This window comes from Streptomyces sp. A0592 (genome assembly GCF_004795115.1).
Lineage (GTDB): Bacteria > Actinomycetota > Actinomycetes > Streptomycetales > Streptomycetaceae > Streptomyces > Streptomyces erythrochromogenes.
This window is the reverse complement of record NZ_SSBM01000025.1, coordinates 41,758-58,723: the sequence shown is the minus strand read 5'-3', so window position 1 is coordinate 58,723 and position 16,966 is coordinate 41,758. Positions and strand designations below refer to the sequence as shown.

Annotated in this window: 17 protein-coding genes and 1 tRNA gene; 7 read left to right on the top strand and 11 right to left on the bottom strand. The window is 72.9% G+C overall.

Annotated elements, in window-relative coordinates; all coding sequences use genetic code 11:
• Positions 1–15: 15 nt before the first annotated feature.
• The 7 genes from E6U81_RS28410 to E6U81_RS28380 form a co-directional block, all read right to left on the bottom strand.
• The gene (locus E6U81_RS28410) at positions 16–1,008 is read right to left on the bottom strand and encodes a hypothetical protein (protein WP_031151610.1); all 993 of its coding nucleotides are present in this window, start codon (positions 1,006–1,008) and stop codon (positions 16–18) included.
• A 120-nt stretch (positions 1,009–1,128) separates the two neighbouring features.
• The gene (locus tag E6U81_RS28405) at positions 1,129–2,388 is read right to left on the bottom strand and encodes an HD domain-containing protein (RefSeq protein ID WP_136232915.1); all 1,260 of its coding nucleotides are present in this window, start codon (positions 2,386–2,388) and stop codon (positions 1,129–1,131) included.
• A complete protein-coding gene (locus E6U81_RS28400) occupies positions 2,385–3,959 on the bottom strand; it encodes an HD-GYP domain-containing protein (RefSeq protein WP_136232914.1) in 1,575 nt (524 codons plus the stop codon). The genes E6U81_RS28405 and E6U81_RS28400 overlap by 4 nt, the downstream gene beginning before the upstream one ends.
• Positions 3,960–4,163: 204 nt before the next feature.
• The gene (gene rsrA / locus E6U81_RS28395; RefSeq protein ID WP_030032336.1) at positions 4,164–4,469 is read right to left on the bottom strand and encodes a mycothiol system anti-sigma-R factor; all 306 of its coding nucleotides are present in this window, start codon (positions 4,467–4,469) and stop codon (positions 4,164–4,166) included.
• Positions 4,466–5,110 carry a sigma-70 family RNA polymerase sigma factor gene (locus E6U81_RS28390; protein WP_031151607.1) on the bottom strand — a complete coding sequence of 215 codons (645 nt, stop codon included), beginning with the start codon at positions 5,108–5,110 and terminating at the stop codon, positions 4,466–4,468. The genes rsrA and E6U81_RS28390 overlap by 4 nt, the downstream gene beginning before the upstream one ends.
• A gap of 295 nt (positions 5,111–5,405) precedes the next feature.
• Positions 5,406–6,056: an alpha/beta family hydrolase gene (locus E6U81_RS28385; RefSeq protein ID WP_136232913.1), complete on the bottom strand. Its 651-nt coding sequence runs from the start codon at positions 6,054–6,056 to the stop codon at positions 5,406–5,408.
• A gap of 25 nt (positions 6,057–6,081) precedes the next feature.
• Positions 6,082–6,900, bottom strand: a complete 819-nt coding sequence (locus E6U81_RS28380; protein WP_136232912.1) for an SOS response-associated peptidase — start codon at positions 6,898–6,900, stop codon at positions 6,082–6,084.
• A 53-nt stretch (positions 6,901–6,953) separates the two neighbouring features.
• Between E6U81_RS28380 and E6U81_RS28375 the strand changes: the two genes are divergently transcribed.
• From E6U81_RS28375 to E6U81_RS28360, 4 genes are all read left to right on the top strand, one after another.
• Positions 6,954–7,667: a M50 family metallopeptidase gene (locus E6U81_RS28375; protein WP_136232911.1), complete on the top strand. Its 714-nt coding sequence runs from the start codon at positions 6,954–6,956 to the stop codon at positions 7,665–7,667.
• A gap of 64 nt (positions 7,668–7,731) precedes the next feature.
• Positions 7,732–9,090 (top strand): 3-phosphoshikimate 1-carboxyvinyltransferase, encoded by a 1,359-nt coding sequence (aroA, locus tag E6U81_RS28370; protein WP_136232910.1) that lies wholly within the window; start codon positions 7,732–7,734, stop codon positions 9,088–9,090.
• 8 nt (positions 9,091–9,098) lie between these two features.
• A complete protein-coding gene (gene rsgA / locus E6U81_RS28365) occupies positions 9,099–10,109 on the top strand; it encodes a ribosome small subunit-dependent GTPase A (RefSeq protein WP_136232909.1) in 1,011 nt (336 codons plus the stop codon).
• Positions 10,110–10,210: 101 nt separating this feature from the next.
• On the top strand, positions 10,211–10,534 hold the full coding sequence (locus tag E6U81_RS28360; RefSeq protein ID WP_030658800.1) for a multidrug efflux SMR transporter: 324 nt from the start codon (positions 10,211–10,213) through the stop codon (positions 10,532–10,534).
• On the opposite strand, the gene E6U81_RS28355 is transcribed toward E6U81_RS28360, so the two are convergent.
• The gene (locus E6U81_RS28355) at positions 10,500–11,042 is read right to left on the bottom strand and encodes a TetR/AcrR family transcriptional regulator (protein WP_136232908.1); all 543 of its coding nucleotides are present in this window, start codon (positions 11,040–11,042) and stop codon (positions 10,500–10,502) included. The genes E6U81_RS28360 and E6U81_RS28355 overlap by 35 nt on opposite strands.
• A 156-nt stretch (positions 11,043–11,198) precedes the next feature.
• Here E6U81_RS28355 and hisN point away from each other — a divergent pair, with 156 nt between their 5' ends.
• Together hisN and E6U81_RS28345 are read left to right on the top strand one after the other, a co-directional pair.
• Positions 11,199–12,002 carry a histidinol-phosphatase gene (gene hisN, locus E6U81_RS28350; protein ID WP_136232907.1) on the top strand — a complete coding sequence of 268 codons (804 nt, stop codon included), beginning with the start codon at positions 11,199–11,201 and terminating at the stop codon, positions 12,000–12,002.
• A 172-nt stretch (positions 12,003–12,174) separates the two neighbouring features.
• Entirely contained in the window at positions 12,175–12,567 is a 393-nt protein-coding gene (locus tag E6U81_RS28345; protein ID WP_136232906.1) for a CBS domain-containing protein, read from the top strand.
• A 69-nt stretch (positions 12,568–12,636) separates the two neighbouring features.
• Here E6U81_RS28345 and E6U81_RS28340 read toward each other — a convergent pair whose 3' ends face one another.
• A complete protein-coding gene (locus E6U81_RS28340; RefSeq protein WP_206310032.1) occupies positions 12,637–14,088 on the bottom strand; it encodes a catalase in 1,452 nt (483 codons plus the stop codon).
• A gap of 156 nt (positions 14,089–14,244) precedes the next feature.
• Here E6U81_RS28340 and E6U81_RS28335 point away from each other — a divergent pair, with 156 nt between their 5' ends.
• A complete protein-coding gene (locus E6U81_RS28335) occupies positions 14,245–14,661 on the top strand; it encodes a Fur family transcriptional regulator (RefSeq protein ID WP_031151582.1) in 417 nt (138 codons plus the stop codon).
• Between the two features lie 119 nt (positions 14,662–14,780).
• On the opposite strand, the gene E6U81_RS28330 is transcribed toward E6U81_RS28335, so the two are convergent.
• Both E6U81_RS28330 and E6U81_RS28325 read right to left on the bottom strand, forming a co-directional pair.
• Positions 14,781–14,854: transfer RNA gene (locus E6U81_RS28330), tRNA-Met, on the bottom strand.
• Between the two features lie 106 nt (positions 14,855–14,960).
• Positions 14,961–16,817 (bottom strand): tetratricopeptide repeat protein, encoded by a 1,857-nt coding sequence (locus tag E6U81_RS28325; protein ID WP_136232904.1) that lies wholly within the window; start codon positions 16,815–16,817, stop codon positions 14,961–14,963.
• Between the last annotated feature and the right edge of the window lie 149 nt (positions 16,818–16,966).

The following is a 16,966-nucleotide window of genomic DNA, read 5'->3' as shown; positions in this document are numbered from 1 at the left end:
GCCTACGGCCCCGTTTCAGCAGACTTCTTCGAGATCCCGCCACTCGCGGCTGTCCGGGCTGTCGGCGACCCAGCCGTCGAGGAGCCCGCGCACGAGTCCGGCCGGTGCCGCGATGCCGCATTCGCGCTCGGGCACCCACAAGGAGCCGGAACCCGCCGTACGGTGCCCCAGCGGTCCGGGGTGTCCCGGCTCGCTGTGGTCGTGGGGATCCAGGTGCTCGCCGTCGCCCTCGTCGCTCGGCATCTCGCTCTCCGAGCAGGTCCGGCACAGCAGCCGCACCGACGAGGACCAGTCCTCGGCGGCGAAGCCCGCGTCCGAGGCCAGCTGCTCCAGCGCGTCGCGGTCCGCCTCGGTGGCCGCCTCCAGCAGCACCACCCATGTCGGCACCGGCGAGGGGGCCCACAGCTCGATCTCGTCGAACACCGGGTACGAGGGGCCTGCTGCGGTGACCCGCTCGCCGTGCGGGACGCCGTCGTGGAGGACTACCTCGCCCCAGCGCCGCCCCGAGGAGGGCAGCGGGATCGACAGGACCTCCAGGCGGGCCGGATCCAGCCTGCGGCCCCACACCACCTCGGCCTCGCCCTCCGGCGAGAGCCGCACTGCGGCGCTGCCCAGCTCCATGCCGACCGGTTCGCCGTTCCCGCTGCCGTGGGGGTCGCCGGGCACCTTCAGGCCGTACGCCTGCCAGGCCCGCCGGGCCAGCGGCCAGTCCTGCAGCGCGGTGGCGGCGATCCCGACGTTCCACCAGTCCGGGGCGCCGGTCTCACGGTCCAGCAGGGCCACGGCGCGCAGTCCGGCGGCCCTCGCCTGCTCCCAGTCGTGCCGGAACTTGTGCAGCAGGGCCAGGTTGAACCAGGACTCGGAGAGCCAGGGCTCCAGGTCCGCGGCTCTGGTCAGCAGCGCGCCGGCGTCCTCGTACCGGCCGTCGCCGATCAGCGTGAACGCGCGGTCGGTGGCCTGCCGCCACGAGGCGGAGGGCCGATGCCGTACCTTCCCGAAGATCCTCACGATTCCCGCCTGCCTGGGGGCACCCTCCCAGCGGTGGCTGGGGGACTACGGTGCAGCCTTGCGGACACTCTTACTGGCATCCAACCATGCCCACTCGGACGGCCGCTCATTACCCATGGGTTACCCCGGTGGGACGGGCACCACTCTGCCACGTCCGCCCCTGGCCAGAACCCTCGCCAGGCATTCCACGACCTCCGGCTGGTAATCGTGCCCGGTGCCCAGGCGGAGCTGTTCCAGGGCGGCCAGTGAGCCGCCCGGGTGACGGTTGCCGCCGACGAGGTCGTCGTACGCGTTCACCGCGCGCACGATGCGGGCGAGCGGGGGCTGCTCCATGTAAGGGTCGGCCTGGCGCTCCACCACCACGGCGACCTCGGCGGGCACCCCGGTCTGGCGGGCCACCTCCCCGCCCAGCCCGGCGATCCGGCGGGCATCGGCGGCCGGCAGCCCGGCGGTGGCCCCGTCCGGCACCGGGTCGACCAGGGAGAGCTGGCCGATGTCGTGCATCAGGGCGGCGTACTCCAGCACCGTGAGCTCCCGCTCCGACAGACCGAGCTCCCGGCCGACGGCGCAGCTCAGGGCTGCGACCCGGCGGGAGTGGCCGGGCGGGGTGTACCCGGCGATCTCGGTGGCCCGGGCCAGGGAGGTGATGGTCTGGCGGTAGGTGGTCCGGATCGCGGTGATCCGGTGGAAGGACAGCTGGGTCAGCAGGAGCGGCACGCTGAAGACGGGGATGGCCCACAGGCCCGCGACGGCCGCGCCGAGCGCGATGACGACGCCGGTGGCGCAGATCGCCGGGCCGATGCCGAGCTGGGCGCGGAGCCCGTCGCGCAGCAGGGGCACGTACGGCCGGCCCGTGCGGGCCCCGCCGAGAGCGGTGGCGAGCACGGCGTCGCACAGGGCGACGAGGCCCAGCAGGAGCAGCAGGAAGACGACGAGGTACGGCCCCTGGCCGACCCGCTCCTCCAGCAGGCCGGAGTTGTAGAGCGGCTGGAAGCAGGCGGCGGCGAAGGCGACGGTGAGCACCCGGCGGGCCAGGTGGTCCGCGGCGGGCCCGCGGCCGCGGGCCACGTGCGGGACGATCCCGGCGAGGGCGGCCGCGGCGACGACGGCGACGGTCTCCAGCACCCCGTGATCGGTCGGGCGGCCGGCGTTCTGGCCGAGCAGGGCGTAGGCGAGGGCGCCGGCCGAGCCGAGCGGCGCGCCCTGGTGGTCGGGGGCGCCCGGCCGGTCCCGGCGGGCGAGCTCGCCGACGGCGACCAAGGTGCCGAAGGCCAGGGCGGCCGCGGGCTCGGCCAGGCCGTGCCACAGGGTGTGGGCGAGGGCGACGGCGGCGAGCGCCCCGGCCGCGCCGTGCACGGCCCGGGCGGCGGCCCCCCTCACCGCCCGCCCCGGGCGGGCGGGACCGGGCCCTCGGCGCCGCTCGGCCCCGCGCCGGCCCGGCGGCCCGCCGGAACACCGTGACCGGAGCCGGGAACGGAACCGGAAGCGGAACCGGAACCGCGGGCGGGACCAGGGCCGGAGCCCGGCCGGGAGCCCTGCCCGTGCAGCGCGGCCGGCTCCGCCGGGGTGGGAGCCGCGGTGGGAGCCGCGCCGGCGGCCGCGGCAGGCCCCCCGGCGGCGGAACTGATCACCTGGAGGTCGTCGTCCGAGGTGACCACCGGATGCCAGCCGTGCCGGCCGATCGCGTGCGTCAGGGCCCGCACCATCGCCGGATCGAACTGGGCGCCGGCGCACCGCTCCAGCTCGGCGAGGGCGGTGGGCACCGGCCGGGCCCGGCTGTACGAGCGGGTCGAGGTCATGGCGTCGAAGGCGTCGGCCACCGCCACCACCCGGGCCAGCACCGGGATCTGCTCGCCGGTCAGCCCGTAGGGGTAGCCGGTGCCGTCGACCCGTTCGTGGTGGTGCAGGATCGCGGACCTGGCCTCTCCCAGGAAGCCGATGCCGCGCACCATCTCGTGCCCGTACTCGGGGTGCAGCTCGATGATCCGGCGCTCCTGCGGGGTGAGCGGCCCGTCCTTGCGCAGCAGCCGGGTCGGGACGCCGAGCTTGCCGACGTCGTGCAGGATGCCGGCGATGCGCACCACCTCCAGCCGGTCCTCGGCCATCCCCAGCTCGCGGGCGATCATCGTGGAGGCCTGGCCGACCCGTTCGCTGTGGCCGCGCGTGTAGCGGTCCTTGATGTCGACGGCCTGGACGAGGGCCCGGATGGTGGCCTGGTGGGCGGCGCGCTCGCGCTGGTACTGGGCGAAGACCCAGCAGGAGACGTACATAGGCAGCAGGACGAGCAGCGCGGCCGGGACCCCGTACGGGCTGCGCCACATGACGGCCATCATCAGGCCGGCGAGGCCGTGGACGCAGTACGGGGCGAGGGAGCCGGCGACCAGTCCGTGCAGGGCGGTGGCGGCGGGCCTGCGCTCGGCGGCGGCCAGGATGCCTGTGTCGAGCGCGGTGACCACCAGGCAGAAGGCGGTGGCCGCAGCCGTCGCGGGGAGCATCGCGTAGGGGAAGTCGGCCGGCCACGCGGGGTGCCCGGCTCCGGCGGACGGCCCCCCGCCGAGCGCGGCCGGGCCGTCCAGCAGCCGGAACACCTGTCCCGCCGCCCATGCGCCGATGGCCTGCTGGGCCCCGTGCCACACCCGGCGCACCGTGGCGGGCCGCTGGACCACGGTGGCGGCGAGGCCTCCGGGCAGCGCCACGAGCGCGGCGGCGGCGGGCGGCAGCAGGAAGACGGCGGCGAGGACGACGGGCAGGAAGGAGCCGATGCCCTCGGGCACCCGCCCGCCGGGCAGCGGGCAGAGCTTGACGAGTTCGCAACCGAGGTAGAGCGCGGCGAGGAGGGTGACGGCCGGCCAGGGCGTGGCGGGATCCGTCAGGGCCGGGGCGGTGCAGGCGACCGCCGCCAGGGCGGCACCGAGGACGAATCCGCGCGCGGTCGGCGGAAGATCCCGCATGGCGCTCTCCTCCCCTGGGCCGGGCAAGCCGGGTGCCGGTGCCGAATCGAACCGGCACCGATTGGGGAGAATAGGTGGGGCCCCGAGCGGGGCGGGCCACATTTTCGTATTGCGCCATGCGGACGCCCCCGGATTAGCACATTCGGGTGAATGAACTGATCTTCCGGGGGCGGCTGTTCAGTAGTTCGACGGATACCGGCGCGGTCAGCCGGGCGCGGGATTGTCGGCGGTGACGTCGTGGTCGGGCACCGCCTGCCCCGACCGGATCAGCTCGATCCGGCCCATCACCTTCGACCGCAGGTCGCTCGGCACGTCGTCCGACCCGCAGCAGCGCTTGACCAGCTTCTTCACGGCCTGCTCCAGGCCGTACTTCTCCAGACAGGGATTGCACTCGCCGAAGTGGGTCTCGAACTTCGTGCAGTCGCTGTCGGGCATCTCATGGTCGAGGAACTCGTACAGGTGGTCCAGGACCTCAGAGCACTCTGTCTCGTGCGGCTCTCCGCAACTCATGAGCCCGCGCCTTTCCGGTCGTTCGCCTCGCCCGCGCCCGCGGGAACCAGCCCGCGCTCACGGGCGTAGTCCTCCAGCATTCCGCGGAGTTGACGGCGGCCACGGTGCAGTCGCGACATGACCGTTCCGATGGGTGTACCCATGATGTCCGCGATCTCCTTGTACGCAAAGCCCTCTACGTCTGCAAGATAGACCGCGATGCGGAACTCCTCCGGAATGGCCTGCAGCGCTTCCTTCACATCCGAGTCGGGCAGGTGGTCGAGCGCCTGCGACTCGGCCGAGCGCAGTCCGGTCGACATGTGCGACTCGGCGCGCGCCAGCTGCCAGTCCTCGATCTCCTCCGCGGCGCTGCGCTGCGGCTCGCGCTGCTTCTTGCGGTAGGAGTTGATGAACGTGTTGGTCAGAATGCGGTACAGCCACGCCTTCAGGTTGGTGCCCTCGCGGAACTGGTGGAAGGACGCGTACGCCTTCGCGTACGTCTCCTGGACCAGGTCCTCGGCGTCGGCCGGGTTGCGCGTCATGCGCAGCGCGGCCGAGTACATCTGGTCGAGGTAGCCGAGGGCGTCCCGTTCGAAGCGCGCGTTGCGCTCCAGGGTCGTCTCCTCCGCGTGGCCTTCGTCGGTCCCAGCGACAGGACCCACCTCCTCCGACTGCGTGGCGGCTCCGAAAGCGGATCCGCTCGAATCGGAGAATAGTCGACCTTCCCGGCCCCCCGCCGCCCGAAGCGGGCTGCGCTTGGGGGCGGGCAGCACCGTCCAGTCCAGGTCAGCGGCCTGCGGACGGTTCTGGCTGATGACCTGGGTCATGCGCTCCCTCTCCTCCGACGTTCCGTACGTATCGACATCCGGGACAACGCCGGAGGCAGGGCGGCGCATTCCCCGGCGCGCCACGGGTTTTCGGCCTTCGGCGGGCCGGATCCGGCGGGTGTGGCCCGCGTCACCCGGGGAGCCGCGCCAGCCACTCCCCGACCGCTTCGGTGATCGTCTGCAGGGCCTCCTCCTGGGTGGTGTCGGCCCTCTTCGGCACGGCGAAACCGTGATCGCCGTGGGCCACCTCCACGAGCTCGTACGGGTGCCTCCCACTCGGTGCCGGGAACTCCTCGGGACGGCCGAACGGGTCCCGGCCGCCCTGGACCACGAGGGCGGGCCGGCCCGCCCCGGTGAGCTCCTCGGCGCGGGACTTCTCCGGCCGGCCCGGCGGGTGCAGCGGGAACGCCAGGGCCAGTACCCCGGCGGCGCCCAGTTCGTCGGCGGTGCGGCAGGCCACGCGGGCCCCGGCGCTGCGCCCGCCCGCGACCACCGGCAGCCCGGGTGCCGTGAGCGCCGGCCACAGCCCGCGCCAGCCCTCGTCCAGCACCTTGGGCGCGGCAGCGACCTTCTTGCCGGCGACCCGCCAGGGCTGTTCGACGAGCGCCACCGTGATCCCGCGGGCGGGCAGGGCGGCGGCCAGCGCCCGGAGGTCCCGGGCCTCGATGCCGCCGCCGGCTCCGTGGCTCACGGCGAGGACGAGGCGGGCACCGGGAGCGGTGTGCCAGGTGATGCGGGCCTCGCCCGCCGGGGTGTCGACACTCTCGGTACGCGTGGTCATGCCCCCATCGTGCCGTCCCGGCCGGTCAGAAGAGGGTGCCCTCCTCCGGCGCGGCCAGCTCCGTCAGCAGTTCCGGCCCGTTGTTGCGCACGCTGCTCACGGCGGTGGACACCGGGTAGGCGCGCATCAGTCCGCCCGGCGGCGGCGCGAGCAGTTCCCGCAGGGAGCCCTCGGTGTCGGTGTTCGCGGGGTCCAGCCAGGCGTCCCAGCGGTCGGGGGTGAGCATCAGCGGCATCCGCGGGTGGATCTCGGACAGCGAGCGCGGCCCCTCGGCGGGGGCGACGCCCAGCGGCCCGGTCTCGGCCTCGGTGGTGATCACCGAGCAGGTCACCCACCAGGCGAGGGGGTGCTCGTCGGGCAGGGTCCGGTCGCGCCAGAACTCGTATATGCCGGCCATGGCGAAGAGGGAGCCGTCGGAGGGGAGCACGAAGTAGGGCTGCTTGCGGGCCCGCTTCTTCCTGCCCTCCACCTCCAGCTGCCGCTCGTCGTGGGCGGTGACCCACTCGTAGTACCCGTCGGCGGGGATGATGCAGCGGCGCTGCGCGAACGCCCGGCGGAAGGACGGCTTCTCGTGCACGGTCTCCGACCGGGCATTGATCATCCGGGCGGCGCCGTCGGGGTTCTTGGCCCAGGAGGGCACGAGGCCCCATTTCAGGACGCGCAGCTGGCGAACCGGACGCGGGTGCGAAGCGTCCTTCAGAGGACGGTCGAGGACGACGTGGACCTCCTTCGTCGGCGCCACGTTGAAGTCGGGGGCCAGGGCCTCCTCCGGCTCCCACTTCTCGATGCCGAAGGCCTCCACGAGGTCCTGCGGTCCACGACTCGCTGCATACCGTCCGCACATGGCTGTCACACTGCCATGTCCACCGCACACCACCGCAAGGAGTCCGCCACCTCATGGACAGCAGCACGACGGCCGGCCTGTGGGACCGGCTCACGGGCATACAGACCGCACCGGAGCAGTGGCTGGTGATCGCGACCGGCGTGGTCGCACTGGCCGCCGTGGGGCCGCGCCCGCTGTGGCGGCTGTCGCGCAACGCCATCACCATCGCGCACGAGGGCGGGCACGGCCTGCTGGCGCTGCTCACCGGGCGCCGGCTGAGCGGGATACGGCTGCACTCCGACACCAGCGGGGTCACCGTCAGCCGGGGCAGGCCGACGGGGCTGGGGATGATCCTCACCGCGGCCGGCGGCTACACCGCGCCCTCGCTGCTCGGCCTCGGCGGGGCGGCCCTGCTGTCGGCGCACCGGATCACGCTGCTCCTGTGGGCGGCCACGGCCCTGCTGGTGGCCATGCTCGTGATGATCCGGAACGCGTACGGGGCGCTGACGGTGGTCCTGACCGGCGGAACCTTCCTGCTGGTGTCCTGGCTGACCCCTGCCGAGGTGCAGGCGGGCTTCGCCTACCTCGTCGTGTGGTTCCTGCTGCTGGGCGGGGTCCGGCCGGTCTTCGAGCTGGGAGCCAAGCGTCGGGGCGGCGCGGCGCCCGATTCCGACGCCGACCAGCTGGGGCGCCTCACCCACTTGCACCCCGTGGTGTGGCTGCTCTTCTTCCACGTCGTCGCGCTGTGCTCGCTGGTCGGCGGCGGCCGCTGGCTGCTCGGCCTGTGACCACCCTCTGAGACCGGAGGGCGATCAAGATCCGGGCCCGGAGGAAGCCACTAAAGTGGGGGCCATGACCGAGACCCCCGCCCCTGCCCTCTGGCCCGCTCCGCTCGCCGATGGGACCGTCCACGCCACCGTCACGGTGCCGGGGTCCAAATCGGTCACCAACCGCGCCCTCGTGCTCGCCGCCCTCGCCTCCGAGCCGGGCTGGGTGCGCCGCCCGCTGCGCTCGCGCGACTCCCAGCTGATGTCGGACGCGCTGCGCGCGATGGGCGTGGGCATCGAGGAGACCGTCTCCTCCAGCTCCGCGGGCGCCGGCGCGAGCGGCGAGGCCTGGCGGGTCATCCCGGCGGCCCTGCACGGCCCGACGACCGTGGACGTCGGCAACGCCGGAACCGTCATGCGCTTCCTGCCGCCCGTCGCCACCCTCGCCGACGGCGACATCCGCTTCGACGGCGACCCGCGCTCCTACGAGCGCCCCCTCGGCCAGGTCATCACCGCCCTGCGCACGCTCGGCGCCCGGATCGACGACGACGGCCGGGGCGCGCTGCCCATGACCGTCCAGGGCGGCGGGGCCCTGGAGGGCGGCACGGTCGAGATCGACGCCAGCAACTCCTCGCAGTTCGTCTCCGCCCTGCTGCTGTCCGCCCCGCGGTTCAACCAGGGCGTCGAGGTCCGGCACGTGGGCGGCAAGCTGCCGTCGATGCCGCACATCCGGATGACCGTGGAGATGCTGCGCGCGGCGGGCGCCCAGGTGGACACTCCCGAGGCCGGCGGCGAGAAGGACGTGTGGCGGGTCTCCCCCGGCGCCCTGCTGGGCCGCGACATGGTCGTGGAGCCGGACCTGTCCAACGCCCAGCCGTTCCTGGCCGCGGCCCTGATCACGGGCGGCACGGTCACCGTTCCCGACTGGCCGCGCCGCACCACGCAGCCCGGTGACGCGCTGCGCCGGATCTTCACGGAGATGGGCGGGTCCTGCGAACTGACGGACGCGGGCCTGGTCTTCAGCGGTACCGGCAAGATCCACGGCATCGACGTGGACCTGAGCGAAGTCGGCGAGCTCACCCCGGGCATCGCGGCGGTGGCGGCCCTGGCCGACTCCGAGTCGGTGCTGCGCGGCGTCGCCCACCTGCGGCTGCACGAGACGGACCGGCTGGCCGCGCTGACCAAGGAGATCAACGGTCTCGGCGGCGACGTCACCGAGACCGAGGACGGTCTGCGCATCCGGCCGCGCCGGATGCACGGCGGGGTGTTCCACACGTACGAGGACCACCGGATGGCCACCGCGGGCGCGGTGATCGGCCTGGCGGTGGAGGGCGTGCAGATCGAGAACGTGGCCACGACCGCGAAGACCCTGCCGGACTTCCCGAAGATGTGGACGGACATGCTGGCCGGGGACTCGGGACCCGAAGCGGGTGCGGGAGCGTAGGGCACGTCATGCGCAGGTACGGCAAGCACACCGACGAGGACGACATCCGCCAGCGCCCCAACCCCAAGGGCAACCGGCCCCGGACGAACATCCGGCCCAAGCACGAGGACGCCTCCGAGGGCTTCGTCCTGACCGTCGACCGCGGCCGGCTGACCTGCCTGGTCGACGGGCGCACGATCACCGCGATGAAGTCCCGGGAGCTGGGCCGCAAGGCGGCGGTCGTGGGCGACCTGGTCTGGATCGTCGGTGACCTGTCCGGCAAGAAGGACACCCTGGCCCGCATCGTGCGGATCGAGGAGCGCAAGTCCGTCCTGCGGCGCACCGCGGACGACGACGACCCGTACGAGCGCGTGGTGGTCGCCAACGCCGACCAGCTGGCGATCGTCACCGCCCTGGCCGATCCGGAGCCGCGGCCGCGGATGATCGACCGCTGCCTGGTGGCGGCGTACGACGCCGGGCTGGAGCCGCTGCTCGTGCTGACCAAGTCCGACCTGACCTCCGCGGACAAGATCCTGGAGATCTACTCGACGTTCGGCCTGAACTACGTGGTCACCAACCGCGAGGAGCTGGCCGCCGGCGACGCGGCCGAGCGGGTCCGCGAGCGTCTGACGGGCCGGATCACCGCCTTCGTCGGCCACTCCGGCGTCGGTAAGACCACCCTGGTGAACTCGCTGGTCGCCGAGGGCCGCCAGCGTGCCACCGGGCACGTGAACGCGGTCACCGGCCGCGGCCGGCACACGACCACCTCGGCGCTGGCGCTGCCGCTGCCCTCGGGTGACGGCTGGGTCATCGACACCCCGGGTGTGCGTTCCTTCGGTCTGCACCATGTGGACCCGTCCCGGGTGATCCTGGCCTTCCCGGACCTGGTGCCCGGTACGGAGGAGTGTCCGCGCGCGTGCAGCCACGACGAGCAGGACTGCGCGCTCGACAAGTGGGTGGAGGACGGCCACGCGGATCCGGCGCGGCTCTACTCGCTGCGGCGGCTGCTGGCGACGCGGGAGCGGCGCGAGGGCGACTGACCGACCCGGCGGGTATGCCGTGTTTGTCGGAGGACCTGCCGGGACAAGTGCATAATCGCACCGAGTGACGCGATGTCACATGACGCGGGGAGGCATTCGCCATGGCGTGGCTGCTGGTCGTCGTCGCCGGACTCCTGGAGACCGGTTTCGCGGTCTGCCTCAAGCTCTCCCACGGATTCACCCGGCTCTGGCCGACCGTCGCCTTCGCGTGCTTCGCGCTCGGCAGCTTCGGTCTGCTGACGCTGGCCCTCAAGAAGCTGGACGTGGGCCCGGCGTACGCGGTCTGGACGGGCATCGGTGCGGCCGGTACCGCGATCTACGGCATGGTCTTCCTCGGCGATCTGGTCTCCACCCTCAAACTCGTCTCGATCACGCTGGTCATCCTGGGGGTCATCGGGCTCCAGCTGTCCGGATCGGCGCACTGAGCAGACCGATCAGCTCCCCCGGCCCCGGTTCCTCCCCCGGCGCGATCACGTAGGAGAGGGCGAGCCGCACCGCCAGCTCGCACCGCTGCGGCCCCTCCCCCGGCGTGAGCGCGGCGGCCGCCCGGTCGCGCACCGTCCGGGCGAGTTCACCCGGCCCGGGTTCGCGCCTGCCCGCCGCGGGCAGGCCCGGCCCCCAGCTGCCGGTGAGCAGGGCCCGTACGAGGGGGTGCGCGCGGGCCGCCCGTACGGTCCACTCCGCGACCGCGGCGAGCCGCTCGGGGGCCCGGACCGGGGTGGACAGGACCCGGTCCACCCCTTCGAGGTACCGGTCGGCCTCGCGCCGGACCAGGGCGCGGCCCAGGCCCGCCTTGCCGCCGAACTCGTTGTAGAGGGTCTGCCGCGACACCCCGGCCGCGGCGGCCACCTCGACCATCCGGACGTCCGGCCAGGGGCGCGCCGAGAGCGCCGCTGCCGCCGCGTCCAACAAGGACTCCCGGGCTGCCGGCATCCGCGCCTCCCCGCCTCGGTTCTCCGGCCAGAGTTGACGGGGCGCCAGACCCTGTCAAGGGCGCACCGGCTGTCAAGGGGCTCGTCCGGCCGCGCCCGGCCGGCCGCACTGTGGACCTCGTTGGCCGGGGTCGGGGAGTCTCGCTACTGTTCGGGCATGCCCGAGTATGACGATGACCTGCGCCTTGCCCTCGAACTCGCCGACGCGGCGGACGTCGCCACGATGGAGCGGTTCCGCGCCCTCGACCTGAAGGTCGAGACGAAGCCGGACATGACCCCGGTGAGCGAGGCGGACAAGGCCGCGGAGGAGGTCGTCCGGGCCGGCCTCGCGGCGGCCCGGCCCGACGACGCCATCCTGGGCGAGGAGTACGGGCTCAAGGGCAGCGGCCCGCGCCGCTGGGTCGTGGACCCGATCGACGGTACGAAGAACTACGTGCGCGGGGTACCCGTCTGGGCGACCCTGATCTCCCTTATGGCGGAGGGCGAGGACGGCGTGTTCCGCCCCGTGGTCGGCGTGGTGTCCGCACCGGCGCTGGGCCGCCGCTGGTGGGCGGCGCAGGGCGCCGGTGCGTACTCGGGCGGCGCCCTCGGTGAGCCCACCCCGATCGGCGTGTCCCGCGTGGGCGGGCTGGGCGACGCCTCGTTCGCGTACTCCTCGCTGAGCGGCTGGGAGGAGCAGGGGCGGCTGCCCGGCTTCCTGGACCTGACCCGGGCGTGCTGGCGTACCCGCGGCTACGGCGACTTCTGGCCGTACATGATGGTCGCGGAGGGCTCCCTGGACCTGTGCGCAGAGCCGGAACTGAACCTGTGGGACATGGCGGCCATCGCGGTCGTGGTCCAGGAGGCGGGCGGCCGCTTCACCAGCCTGGACGGGGTCGACGGCGTGCACGGCGGGAACGCGGCGGCGTCGAACGGACTGCTCCACGAGGAGATGCTCGATCTGCTCCGCCCGCGCGCCTGACACACCCGTGCGCCGGACGCGCTCCTTTCGCACGCCTCCTTGCTGGCCCTCCCGGTCCGTGGGAATCTGAGGATCCCCCCGCTTGTGCCTTTGTGAAGCGTTTCACTGGAGGCGACTTCACACTGTGCACCCACCGAAGCGGGGGGAATCACCCCAGGAGGTGGCTCTCTTCATGCTCGTCCGCGACGCAATGAGCACCGTGATCCTCACCCTCGGACCCGCACACACCCTCCGGCAGGCGGCCTGCCTGATGTCCGGCCGGCGCGTCGGCGCGGCCGTCGTCCTCGACCCCGACCACAGCGGAATCGGCATCCTGACCGAGCGCGACATCCTCAACTCGATCGGCGCGGGCCACGATCCCGACCGGGAGTCGGTGGGTGCGCACACCACGAACAACGTCGTCTTCTGCACCCCCGACGCGACGGTGCAGGAAGCCGCCGAGGCCATGGCCCACGGCGGATTCCGGCACCTGATCGTGCTGGAGCACGGCGGACCGGTGGGCATCGTGTCCGTGCGCGACGTCATCCGCTGCTGGGTCCCGGCGCGGCGCGCGGTCTCCGCGTGAGACGACGCCGGGCCGCAGACCTCCGAGGAGGTCTGCGGCCCGGCGTCCTGCTACGGCAAGCGGTCCCCGTCAGGCGCGGAGGGCCTGGACCGCGGCTTCGAGGCGCTTGCCGAAGTCGCCGTCCGCCTGGCGGAAGTTGTCGATGGCGCGCTCGACGATGTCGTCGCGGGAGACCTTGGCGATGAAGCCGGAGAGGTTCTCGATCAGACGGGTCTTCTCGTCCTCGGAGTACAGCCGGTAGAGGTTGCCGGCCTGGACGAAGTCGTTGTCCTCGCTGTGCACGGCGGCGGCGTGGTTGCCCGTGCCGCCGGTGACCGCGACCGGCTGCCACAGCGGGCGGCCGGTCTCGTGCGGTCCGCCGAAGCTGTTCGGCTCGTAGTTCTTCGCACCCTTGTGGCGGCCGTCGTAGAGGTGGCCGTCACGGGAGTTGGTGCGCGCCTCGGTGGCGTGCGGACGGTTCACCGGCAGGTGGTCGGCGTTGATGCCGACGCGGTAGCGGTGGGCGTCGCCGTAGCCGAAGAGGCGGCCCTGGAGCATCTTGTCCGGGGAGGGACCGATGCCGGGGACGAAGTGGGCCGGGGAGAAGATGCTCTGCTCGACCTCGGCGAAGACGTTGTCCGGGTTGCGGTTGAGCTCCAGCTTGCCGATCTCGATCAGCGGGTAGTCCGCGTGCGGCCACACCTTGGTGAGGTCGAACGGGTTGAAGCGGTAGGTCGCCGCCTCGGCCGCGGGCATGATCTGGACCTGCACGGTCCAGGACGGGAAGTCGCCGCGCTCGATGGCCTCGCGCAGGTCGCGCTGGTGGCTGTCGGGGTCCTCGCCGGCGAGCTTGTTGGCCTCGTCCTGGGTGAGGTTCTTGATGCCCTGGTCGGTCTTGAAGTGGTACTTGACCCAGAAGACCTCGCCGGCCTCGTTGTTCCACTGGAACGTGTGCGAGCCGAAGCCGTTCATGTGGCGGTAGGACGCCGGGATGCCGCGGTCGCCGAACAGCCAGGTCACCTGGTGGGTGGACTCGGGTGACAGGCCCCAGAAGTCCCAGACGTTGTCCGCCTCCTGCGAGCCCGTGTACGGGTCGCGCTTCTGGGTGTGGATGAAGTCGGGGAACTTGATGGCGTCCTTGATGAAGAACACCGGGGTGTTGTTGCCGACGAGGTCGTAGTTGCCCTCTTCGGTGTAGAACTTCAGCGCCCAGCCGCGGGGGTCGCGCACCGCGTCGGCGCTGCCCAGGTTGCCCGCGACGGTGGAGAAGCGCAGGAAGGTCTCGGTCTGCTTGCCGACCTCGGACAGGAAGGCCGCACGCGTCCACTGCGAGACGTCGCGGGTCAGCGTGAAGGTGCCGTACGCGCCGGCCCCGCGGGCGTGCACCACGCGCTCCGGGATGCGCTCGCGGTTGAAGTGCGCGAGCTTCTCCAGCAGGAGCTGGTCCTGGACCAGAACGGGACCGCCGATGCCGGCCGTCTCGCTGTTCTGGTTGTCGGCCACCGGCGCCCCGGCCTCCGTGGTGAGCGGTCCCTGCGTCACGTGCGCCTCCTGCGTCATTGCTGCGTGTCCTGTCCTTCGGCCTTGGGCCTTCGCCGTACTCGATCCTACGATGGACTTTGTCTAAGTCAAGTAAGCATCCAATTCCGCACTGGTTCGGGAGTTACACCGAATCCCCTCACTGTTAGGCTGATGCCCATGAGTGACCTGCTGGAACGACTTCGCGGACGCGGCTGGCGCATGACGGCACAGCGGCGCGTCGTGGCCGAGGTGCTCGACGGTGACCACGTGCACCTGACGGCCGACGAGGTGCACGCGCGCGCGGTGGCCAAGCTGCCCGAGATCTCGCGCGCGACCGTCTACAACACGCTGGGCGAGCTCGTCTCCCTCGGCGAGGTCCTGGAAGTCGCCACGGACCGGCGCGCCAAGCGGTACGACCCGAACGCCCACCGGCCGCACCAGCACCTGGTCTGCGCACAGTGCGGCGCCATCCGCGACGTCCACCCCGCGGGCAACCCGCTGGCCGACCTGCCGGACTCGGAGCGCTTCGGCTTCGTCGTGTCGGCGGTCGAGGTCACCTACCGCGGCGTCTGCCCGAACTGCGCGAGCGCCTGATCCCGGACGACGAAAGGCCCGGCCCCTGCGGGGTCCGGGCCTTTGCGCTTCCCCGGACACTTCGCCCATGGAAACGACTCAGGGCCCGGATCCAATGGATCCGAGCCCTGAGTCTTCAGTAGCGGGGACAGGATTTGAACCTGCGACCTCTGGGTTATGAGCCCAGCGAGCTACCGAGCTGCTCCACCCCGCGTCGGTGAACCCAACGTTACGTGAAGGCCCCCGGCAGATGCAAATCGGTTAACCGCGGGGCGTGAACCGGGTGCGGGGCCGGGCCTTCACACGGCCCCGCAATCGGTTCACGCCGAGAGTTCCTCCGCCAGGGCCTCGCGCAGCCGGGCCGCACGCTCCGAGACCTCCGCGGGCCCCAGCTCCATGGCGCGGGCGCACCACTTCTGCCCCTCCGCGAGGTCGCCGTGGCGGGCCGCCAGCAGCCCCAGCCGCAGGGCGGCCCGGCCGTGGCCGGCCACCGCCGCGCGCGTCCACCACAGGGCCGCCTCCGGCTCGCTCCCCTCGCGGGCCAGCAGCAGCCCCAGGTTGAACGCGCCGTTGCGGGACCCGGCCTCGGCCGCCTCCCGGTACCAGCGCGCGGCCGACTCCATGTCGCCGCGGGCGGCCGCCAGCATGCCGACGCGCACCTGGGCCCGGCGGTGCCCCAGCTCGGCGGCCCGCTCGTACCACTCCTCGCTCTCGGTGCGCGGGGCGCTGCCCACCGGCTCGCCCAGCGCCGGCGGCTCCGGCGGCGGGGCCAGCGACTCCAGCAGCGCGGCCAGGCGGAACGCCGCCTCCGCGCTGCCGCCGCCCGCCGCACACCGCAGGTGCCGCTCGGCGGCCCGCTCCTCACCGTCCCGCACCAGCGCGATGCCGACCTGGAGGGCGGCGTCGGTGTGGCCGGCCGAGGCGGCCCGCTCGTACCACTTCAGCGCCGTACGGTCCTCGTCGCGGCTGGCGAAGAGGATGCCCAGGTTGAAGGCGGCGTCGACGCTGCCCGCCTCCGCGGCCTTGGAGAACCACGGTTCCGCGCCCGCCGCGTCGCCGACCTGGAGCAGCATGATGGCCAGCGCGTTGGCCGCCTCGCGGTGGCCGGCGTAGGCCGCCCGCCGGTACCACTGCTCGGCCTGCGCGGTCCGGTCCTGTGCGGCGCACAGCAAAGCAAGGTTGTACGCCCCGTTTTGATCTCCGGCGTCCATGGCGGTCCGGTACCAGCGCTCCGCGGTCTGGGTCTCGCCCCGCGCGGCGTGCAGCGCGCCCAGGGCGTTCGCGGCGTTGCCGTCCCCGTCCTTCGCCGCCCGGTGCCACCACGCGGCCGCGCTCTCCTCGTCACCGGCGTCGCGCAGCAGGAAGCCGAGCGCGCACGCGGCCCGCGCCTCGCCCTGCTTGGCGGAGGTCAGGTACCAGCGCCCGGCCTCCTTGAGCTCCCCGCGCGCCTCCAGCAGGGCGCCCAGGTGCAGGGCGGCGCGCCGGTGCCCGCGGGCGGCGGCCTGGCGGTACCACTGCTCGGCCTCGGCGGGGTCGCCCTTGCGCAGGTGCCTCGCCAGTCGGTAGGCGGCCTCGCGGTGACCCTGTTCGGCGGCGGCGCGGAACCACCGCTCGACCCCCTTGTCCCCGCGGTGCTCCAGCAGGTCTGCCAGCCCGTACGCACCCAGCGCGTGGCCGGATTCCGCCGCCTGGCGCATCCAGTACTCGGCGGCCGGCTCGTCCCCGCGCTCGCGGAAGTGGCGGCCCAGGGCGTGCGCGGCGGGCGCGGAGCCGGCCACGGCGGCGACCCGCCACCAGTCGGCGGCCTCCTCGGGGTAGCCCCGCTGGAGCAGCAGGACGCCCAGGTTGTTCGCGGCGGCGCGGTCCCCCTCGGCGGTGGCCCCGCGCAGGTACGGCTCGGCGCCGTCCAGGTCTCCGCGGCGCAGCAGCAGCGCGCCGAGCACGCTCATGGCCCCGGGGTCGCCCTTGTCGGCGGCCACCCGGTGCCGGGCCTCCAGCTCGGCGTCGCTCGCCGATTCGGTCTCGGCGAACATCTCCTGTGCGAAATCCGCATCGGTCAGCGCGGTCTGCGTGTCGGCAACGGGTGCCGACTCGTTGGCTCCTGTGCCCGCTTCGGCCTGCGCCCTCACAAACCGCCCTGTCTCCAGCAGAGTTGACCTGTCCCCCATAAATCCCATCGTCGCATCACCTGCTACCCGCGTACACCTGGTATGTCGCAGTCAGTGAGGTCACTACAGCGTTTTGTCGACATGCCCACAGTGAGGTAAGTCAAACACGCTCCTGCCCCAACTCACCCACCTCAGCTACCGCGTGTCCCGTGCGGACA